Genomic DNA, 9,159 nt, shown 5'->3' with positions numbered 1-9,159 from the left:
GTGAGACAGTTCGGTCCCTATCCGGCGCGGGCGTAGGATATTTGAGAGGAGCTGCCCCTAGTACGAGAGGACCGGGGTGGACGGACCACTGGTGTATCAGCTGTCGACCAACGGCATAGCTGAGTAGCCAAGTCTGGACGGGATAAACGCTGAAGGCATCTAAGCGTGAAGCCCCCCTCAAGATGAGATATCCCCTTTCTTTAAGGAAATAAGATCCCTTATAGACGATAAGGTAGATAGGTTCAAGGTGTAAGTGTGGTAACACATTCAGCTGATGAATACTAATAGATCGAAGGTTTATTCTAAAAAGGAAATGTGTAGTTAGGATGTAATTCTGAAATTTACTGTATGAAGTTTTGAGGTTGCTATAAATTTTATAATTTATAAGCAAGCCAAAAGCTTGCTATTTTTCATAAATAGTAAATATGGGGGCGTAGCTCAGTTGGGAGAGCACCTGCCTTGCAAGCAGGGGGTCAAGAGTTCGAATCTCTCCGTCTCCACTAAAATCCTTGTTTTATTCAAGGATTTTTTTATTTTAGCCACTTTTTTTATATTGAAAAAAATATGAAAATTTTGTGATTTTACTATTGCAGATATCTAGATATTGTGGTACTATAATCAAGTCGCGTGGGTGAGGGACTTAAACTAAGTTTAGGTTTTTCGCTTACGATTTAGGGGACTGGTCAAATGGTATGATAGGGGTCTCCAAAACCTTTGGTGGGAGTTCGATTCTCTCGTCCCCTGTTTGACTATAGCAGTAAATCAGATTTGATTTGCTGCTATTTTTTTTTGCGATTCATTGAATATAAAATTGCGGAGTGCTATAATAACAGTAAATATTCTGAATATTCAGTCAGAATTGAATGTACGGCTAAATATAATTACAAAAAAGGAGAAGGGGATTATGCTTGCTACTTTAGTACCACTATTTTATGAAGACATGTCAGTTGCGTCATATTGCCTGTATGCACAAAAAGAAAACTTGTATGAACACCCACATCTTTTAGTTTCTAAAAAGTATGATGGAGCAGGTTCTATTGTTGGAATTGAAGTTTTTGATAGTGTATCTGAAGATGATTTAGTTGCTAACTGCAGTATTATAATACCAATTAATAATATTTCGTTATTCTCTAATATTGAGCAACAGCTGACAGGATTTGACGGAAGAATTATATTGTTAGTTGATCAGACAATTAAACCAGAAGAGTCTTATAATAAGCGCTTACTTGATCTAAAGAGTAAAGGCTTTAAACTTGCGCTTAAAGATATTCCAGTAGCTAATATTGAGCAGTTTAAGTTTATGTTGGATGATTTTGATTTGTTCTTAATCGATAGCGAGCAAGGGGATGTTATCGAGCAGGCAAAGCAATTTAAAAAGATTATGCCAAGTACTACATTCTGCGCAGAAAACCTTCATACTATTGAAGAATTTGAAAATGCAAAAGCTTCTGGATTATTTAAAGTATTCGAAGGCACATTCTTTAGAGTACCTATAAATAAGGGGGACACAGAAGTTGCTCCTATTAAGATTAACTATATGAAATTGATGAAGGTAATCAATCAACCTGATTTCGACCTTTCAGATGTTGCTAATGTAGTTGGTCAGGACCCTGCATTATCAATCGAGCTTTTAAAGATTGCTAATAAACTTACTATAAACTCTAATATTCGATCTATTGCGCAGGCTACTGCACTTTTAGGACAGAAGGAGATTAGGCGTTGGCTTAATACTACACTTCTTAATGGCTTAGCTGCAGGAAAGCCTAACGAAATTACACGTCTATCACTTATTAGAGCTCGTTTTGCAGAGAATTTGGCTCCTGTATTCGATTATGCCATGAGAAAAGAAGAGCTTTTCCTTATGGGGCTATTTTCACTGTTAAATCTTATTCTGGATATACCTATGGAGGATGCCTTAGAGCAGGTAGGTGTTAGTAACGAGATTAAGAAAGCGCTGGTTAGTGACGATGGAATTTTCGCTCCACAGCTTGAGTTCTTACTTAGCTATGAAGCAGGTGATTGGCAGGAAGTATCGCGATTAATGGTACTACATGATATAGAGATGCATGACGTTTATGACGCATATGTTGAAGCATTAAAGTGGTACGGCAATATGTTTATCTAATTCTTGCTATTTATAGGGCCTCAGGTATGGTTACCTGAGGCCTTGTTTTAGCAAAAAAACATTAGGAAATTATTAAAATTTTATTAAATTTAGTATTGTGCAATATAGTAATTTTGGGAAACTGAATAGAATGAACTGGGCTGAAAATCCTATTATATAAGTGATATACGGGAAACTAAACTGCGCTTAATTGCTTGTTAGGTTTTATTTGTATTATTATATATCGACAGATTTTATAAAATTACATATATTTCAATGAAAAAACACATTAATTTGCATTGACACATTGCATTATAGGTGATATAAATTGACTTACCTTATTAATCATTCATATGTAATAGGAGTGGATTTTATGAAGTTTAAGATTTTGTTAAAGAACACACACGATGCAGAAGAATTTGTTAAGGCTGCTACAATGTGTGGTGGTGATGTTGACCTTCATAGTGGCGTTGTCTACATTGATGGAAAATCATTACTTGGTGTTTTAGCAATGGGAGTGAAAAGAGAGTTAGATGTTTATGTATCAGCACACAATGATGGAGCATTCAAGAATGCCGTTCAGAAGTTCGTTGTTGCATAGAATGGAATAATGTATAATATGACCTGTAAGTTTTGGCTTACAGGTCATATTTTTTTGTTATGAAAGTTTCAAGATTAGTAACTCCAGACGGAGAAAAGGCTCAAATAAATATATCAGTTAGAAATCTTGTAGAGTTTTTGCTTCGAGAAGGTGATATTGATGATAGAAAAGGTTCGGTAGACCCATTCGAAGTTATGCAAGCTGGAAGCAGGATCCATAGAAAGATACAAAATGCTATGGGTCCTTTTTATAGTGCCGAAGTTCCACTAAAGTTTAAGATAGAATATGATGATTATATTTTGGGCCTCGAGGGACGTGCAGATGGGCTTGTTTTAGATCGTGATGAAGAGGGAACTGTTGTTACAGCTACCGTTGATGAAATCAAAGGCATGTATATGGATGTAATGAGCTTTGAAAAGCCTGTTCTTGTACATGAGGCCCAGGCTAAATGCTATGCATACATTGTGGCTCAAGAATATGAGCTTGAAACAGTTGAAGTCCAAATGACTTATGTCAGCCTTGAGACAGAGGAAATCAAATACTTTAACCATGTCTATACTTATGAAGAAATAGAAGAATGGTTTTATACAATTATTGGTATATTTAAGAAATGGTCCGATTTTCAGTATTATCACAAGAAAGAATTATTAGAATCAGTTCAGGGATTAAGTTTTCCTTACGAGTATCGCGATGGGCAAAAGAAACTGGTAAGTGATGTTTACAGAAGCATATATAGAAGGAAAATTCTATTTATGCAGGCGCCAACTGGCACAGGCAAGACTATTGCTAATGTCTTTCCTGCTGTTATGGCTTTGGGGCAGAATCTAGCAGAACGCGTTTTTTATTTAACAGCAAAAACTGCGACTGCTCTAGCTGCAAGAGATGCATACAAACTATTAGTAGATAATGGTTATGAAGGCAAGACCATCATGCTTACAGCTAAAGAAAAAATGTGTATGTGCTCTGAGGCAGATTGCAATCCTGAAAATTGTCCATACGCCCGTGGTCACTTTGATAGAATCAATGATGCAATTTATGAAGTTATTACAAAAGAGACTGTAATAACAAGAGACGTCATCCTAGGGTACGCAGAAGAATATGTGGTATGTCCTTTTGAATTGGCGCTTGATGTAAGCACCTGGTGCGAAGGGATTATCTGTGATTACAACTATGTGTTTGATCCAAATGTGTATTTGAAAAGATTCTTTGCTGATGGGAAAAATGGGGAGCATATTTTCCTGATAGATGAAGCCCATAATATGGTAGATAGGGCCAGAGAGATGTATTCTGAGACTCTCATCAAAGAAGAAATTCTATCTATCAAAAGATACGCGAAGCCAGTTAGCAAAAAGCTGGTGAATGCATTGGAAAAATGTAATCGAATAATGCTTGAATACAAGCGAGAGTGTATAAATGATATAACGATTCTTTATGATGTGGATATATTGCTAAATGCTTGTGATAATCTTCAGATGATTTTAGAGCAGCTATTTAAGAAAGAAATCAAATTTGGAATATACCAGGATGAAGTTTTAGATTTTTATTTTAGGCTGAGAAATTTTACAGCATTGGCATATCAACAGGACCGAGACCATTATCGAATATATTGCGATTTTGATGAAGACAAGAATTTCAATCTGCATTTGTATTGCATTGATCCATCTGCGCAATTGCAAGACAGATTAAGGATGGCTCGTTCTACAGTGTATTTTAGCGCAACACTACTTCCTATAGATTACTATAAGGATTTGCTGTGTAACGAAAAGGATGTATATGCCATCTATGTTGATTCTGTATTTGAACAGGAAAAGCGTTTGTTGATGCTTGGGACAGATGTGACAAGCAAATATACAAGGCGAGGAGATGACGAGTATCAGAAGTTTGCAACCTACATTCACACAATTGTAGCGGCAAAGCAGGGCAATTATATGGTGTTTTCTCCATCTTACAAATTTATTGAAGAAATCCAAGGAAGATTTGATGCTTTTAATGATGATGTAGATGTGATTGTTCAAAATCAGAATATGACTGAATCGGAAAGAGAAGAATTCCTTGCTGAGTTTGATAAGCATAGGGATAAATCGCTTGTAGCCTTTTGTACATTAGGGGGCATTTTCTCAGAAGGAATAGATTTGGTAGGAGGAAAGCTGATAGGTGCTATTATCTTAGGGGCAGGTTTACCTCAGGTCGGAAATGAAAGAAAACTAATGTCTGATTTCTTTGACGAGAATGGAAAAAATGGTTTTGAGTATGCATATTTATACCCTGGAATGAATAAAGTAATACAGGCTGCAGGAAGAGTAATCAGGACAAAAGAGGATTATGGTGTGATAGCTCTTTTGGACGAAAGGTTTAGATTTTCAAGCTATCGCAAGACTTTTCCAAGGGAGTGGAACGATGCTGAATTTACGACTGTAGAAAACGTTTCGTTAAAATTAACAAATTTCTGGGATAAAAAAGGATAAAAAATTATTAGGACTTGTGTATTTTTTGTGTTATACTCTTTGTAACTGTGAGGCTGACTGTCATAATTACTAGCTTTTGAGACACAATTGACAGGCGGCATTTCACAGACTATCAAGTAAATATACGGAGGTTGTAAAGTGGGCAAAGTAAGAAGAGTTTACGTTGAGAAGAAACCGCAGTATGCAGTGGCTGCCAAATCTTTGTTATCAGAGATAGGGAGTTATTTAGGCATCAAGGATGTTACCGGAGTGAGAGTGTTGATACGTTATGACATTCAGGATGTTTCGGATGATGTATTTACAAAGGCTATCAAGACGGTTTTTTCAGAACCTCCTGTTGATAATGTATATGAAGGTACTTTTGACTTTGAGGGTAATGTTTTCAGTGTTGAATTCTTACCAGGACAGTTTGACCAGCGTGCAGATTCTGCCGAGCAGTGTCTAAAGCTTTTAAATGAGGACGAAGAGCCTACAATTCACACAGCTACTACTTATGTTATTGAGGGTAGCATTACCGATGACGAATTTAATGCTATTAAGAAGCATTGTATTAATCCTGTTGATTCTAGAGAGACTTCAGAAGATTTACCAGAGTCTCTATCTAATAATTTCGATGAACCAGCCGACGTCAAGACATTTGACGGTTTTTCTTCTATGGCTGAAAATGATTTACGCAAGTTATACGATTCCTTAAATCTTGCCATGACATTTAAGGATTTCATTCACATTCAGAATTATTTTTCCAAAGATGAGCATAGAGACCCTACTGTTACTGAGATTAGGGTGTTAGATACATATTGGTCTGATCATTGTAGACACACTACATTCTCTACAGAGCTTAAAAATGTAACAATAGAAGATGGATTTTATAAAGCTCCAATTCAGGAAACTTATAACGATTATCTTGATAACTTCAAAATCCTTTACAAGGATAGAGATGACAAATTCGTTTGCTTAATGGATTTAGCTCTTCTTGCAATGAAGAGATTAAAGGCTGATGGCAAGCTTGCAGATCAGGAAGAGTCAGATGAAATTAACGCTTGTTCAATCGTTGTTCCTATCAATGTAGATGGAACAGAAGAAGAGTGGCTTATCAACTTCAAGAACGAGACACATAACCATCCAACAGAAATTGAGCCATTTGGTGGCGCTGCTACATGTCTTGGTGGAGCAATCCGTGATCCACTTTCAGGACGTACTTATGTATACCAGGCAATGCGTGTTACAGGTGCAGCTGATCCTACAGTTTCTGTAAAGGATACAATCGAAGGAAAGCTTCCTCAGAAGAAGCTTGTTCGTGAGGCTGCTCATGGTTACAGTTCATATGGTAACCAGATTGGTCTTGCTACAGGATACGTTAAAGAGATTTACCATCCTGATTATGTTGCAAAGCGTATGGAGATTGGTGCTGTTATGGGTGCTGCTCCAAGACGCGCAGTTCAGAGATTAAATTCTGATCCAGGAGATAAGATTATTCTTCTTGGTGGTCGTACAGGCCGTGATGGTATTGGTGGTGCTACAGGTTCTTCAAAGGCACACAATACAGAATCTACTGCAGTTTGTGGTGCAGAGGTTCAGAAGGGTAATCCACCTACAGAAAGAAAGATTCAGCGTCTTTTCAGAAGAGAAGAAGTTTCTTATATAATCAAGAAATGTAACGACTTTGGTGCCGGCGGTGTTTCAGTTGCCATCGGAGAGCTTGCTCCAGGACTTATTGTTGATTTGGACAAGGTTCCAAAGAAATATGCAGGTCTTGATGGAACAGAGCTTGCTATTTCAGAGTCTCAGGAGAGAATGGCAGTAGTAGTTGCTCCTTCAGATGTTAATAAGTTCCTTCAGTATGCAGCAGAAGAAAACCTTGAAGCTATTGAGGTTGCTGTAGTTACAGAGGAGCCACGTCTTGTACTTAACTGGAGAGGCAAAGAAATCGTTAATCTTTCAAGAGCATTCCTTGATACAAACGGTGCACATCAGGAGACAGATGTTTATGTAGAACTTCCTGATAACAAAGATAAATACATTGATAAGATTGGCATCGAAAAGGTAGCATCAGATGTTGCTAATGGCGATTTCAAGGCAGCATGGCTTGATTCACTTGCTGATCTTAATGTATGTTCCCAGAAGGGTCTTGTTGAAATGTTCGATGGTTCAATCGGTGCAGGCTCAACACTCATGCCTTTCGGTGGAAAATATCAGCTCACAGAAACTCAGGCAATGGTAGCAAAGGTACCAGTTGCTGACGGCAAGACTGATGCGGTTACAATGATGGCATACGGCTTCAATCCTTATGTCAGCTCATGGTCACCATTCCATGGTTCACAGCTTGCAGTTCTCGAATCTATTTCTAGAATTGTTGCTACTGGTGGTGATTATAAGAAGATTAGATTTACATTCCAGGAGTACTTCCGCAGAATGAGCGAGGATCCAAAGAGATGGAGCCAGCCATTTGCAGCACTTCTTGGTGCATATAAGGCACAGATGGAATTCGGACTTCCTTCAATCGGTGGTAAGGATTCTATGTCAGGAACATTCAACGAAATCGATGTTCCTCCAACACTTGTTTCTTTTGCAGTAGATGTTGCTAAGGAGCAGGATATTGTTACTCCAGAGTTAAAGGAAGCTGGCGATAAGCTCTTCATTCTTCGAATTCTTCGTGACAATTACGACCAGCCAAACTACCAGCAGGCTAAGGCAGTCTTCGAAATCGTTAGACAGATGGTAGAGCTTGGAAATATTAAGGCTGCTTACGCTCTTGATGCAAACGGACTTGTACCTGCTGTTTCAAAGATGGCATTTGGTAACAAGCTTGGTGTAAAGCTTGTTGATGAATGTCAGTCAGTAATGCTTTTTGGCTGTGTTATCGGCGATATCGTAGTAGAGGTTTCAGAGGATGGCGCACTTGCTATCACAGCTGAGCTTGAAAAGCGTGGCCTTTCAGATTGTGGCTTCGTAGTTGGTGAAGTTACAGATGATGCTACATTCACATATCGCGATGCTAAGATTTCTGTTGATGAAGCTCTTGCAGCTTGGACAGGAACACTTGAGCCAGTATTTAAGACAAGAAGTTATGAAGACACAAGTAGCATAGAAACAAAACTATACGAAGCAAAGAATTTCTACTTATGCAAGAATAAGATTGCAAAGCCTAGAGTATTTATTCCAGTATTCCCAGGTACAAACTGTGAGTACGATTCAGCTAGAGCTTTCGAGCAGGCTGGTGCAATCGCGAACGTAAAGGTATTTAAGAACCAAACAGCAGAGGACATAAGAGAATCTGTAGACGAGTTCTCAAGAGCAATTGCTCAGTCTCAGATTGTTATGTTCCCAGGTGGATTCTCTGCCGGTGATGAGCCAGAGGGTTCAGCTAAGTTCTTTGCTACAGCATTTAGAAATGCAAAGATGAAAGAAGCTATTACAAACCTTCTTGAAAATAGAGATGGTTTGATGCTTGGTATCTGTAATGGTTTCCAGGCACTTATCAAGCTCGGTCTTGTTCCTTATGGTGAAATCCATACACAGGAGCCAGACTCACCAACACTTACTTACAATACAATTGGCAGACATATTTCTAAAATTGCATATACAAAGGTAGTCAGCAACAAGTCTCCATGGCTCGCTGGCACTCGTTTAGGTGAAACATATTGCGCACCTGCATCACACGGTGAAGGTCGTTTTGTTGCATCAGAAGAGTGGATTAAGAAGTTATTCGAAAATGGACAGGTTGCTACACAGTACGTTGATGTTGATGGTAATGCATCTATGGATGAAGAATGGAACATCAACGGAAGCTATTGCGCTATCGAGGGTATTACTAGCCCTGATGGTAGAGTATATGGAAAGATGTGCCATGCAGAACGTAAGGGAAATGGTGTTTCTATAAACATCTATGGCAACCAGGACATGAAGCTATTCGAGTCTGGTGTAGATTATTTCAGATAAACGTAAACTCCAAGGTAACTATATACCTTGGAGTTTTAATAAAAAGGGTA

At 38.3% G+C, this 9,159-nt stretch carries 4 protein-coding genes, 2 tRNA genes and 1 rRNA gene; all 7 read left to right on the top strand.

What is annotated here, in order from left to right; genetic code table 11:
* Positions 1–305, top strand: a 23S ribosomal RNA gene (locus T498_RS0106490); the annotation flags it as partial.
* 122 nt (positions 306–427) lie between these two features.
* Positions 428–500, top strand: a tRNA-Ala gene (locus tag T498_RS0106485).
* Positions 501–673: 173 nt separating this feature from the next.
* A tRNA-Trp gene (locus T498_RS0106480) sits at positions 674–744 on the top strand.
* Positions 745–904: 160 nt separating this feature from the next.
* Positions 905–2,125, top strand: a complete 1,221-nt coding sequence (locus T498_RS0106475) for an EAL and HDOD domain-containing protein (RefSeq protein WP_028235208.1) — start codon at positions 905–907, stop codon at positions 2,123–2,125.
* Between the two features lie 352 nt (positions 2,126–2,477).
* The gene (locus T498_RS0106470) at positions 2,478–2,705 is read left to right on the top strand and encodes an HPr family phosphocarrier protein (RefSeq protein ID WP_036977965.1); all 228 of its coding nucleotides are present in this window, start codon (positions 2,478–2,480) and stop codon (positions 2,703–2,705) included.
* Positions 2,706–2,764: 59 nt separating this feature from the next.
* Entirely contained in the window at positions 2,765–5,170 is a 2,406-nt protein-coding gene (locus T498_RS0106465) for an ATP-dependent DNA helicase (protein ID WP_028235206.1), read from the top strand.
* A 138-nt stretch (positions 5,171–5,308) separates the two neighbouring features.
* Positions 5,309–9,109 carry a phosphoribosylformylglycinamidine synthase gene (locus tag T498_RS0106460; protein WP_036977963.1) on the top strand — a complete coding sequence of 1,267 codons (3,801 nt, stop codon included), beginning with the start codon at positions 5,309–5,311 and terminating at the stop codon, positions 9,107–9,109.
* Positions 9,110–9,159 lie beyond the last annotated feature (50 nt).

It is taken from the genome of Pseudobutyrivibrio sp. MD2005 (assembly GCF_000621865.1).
GTDB lineage: Bacteria > Bacillota > Clostridia > Lachnospirales > Lachnospiraceae > Pseudobutyrivibrio.
The sequence above is the reverse complement of the archived record's forward strand: the minus strand, read 5'-3'. Positions and strand labels throughout refer to the sequence as shown.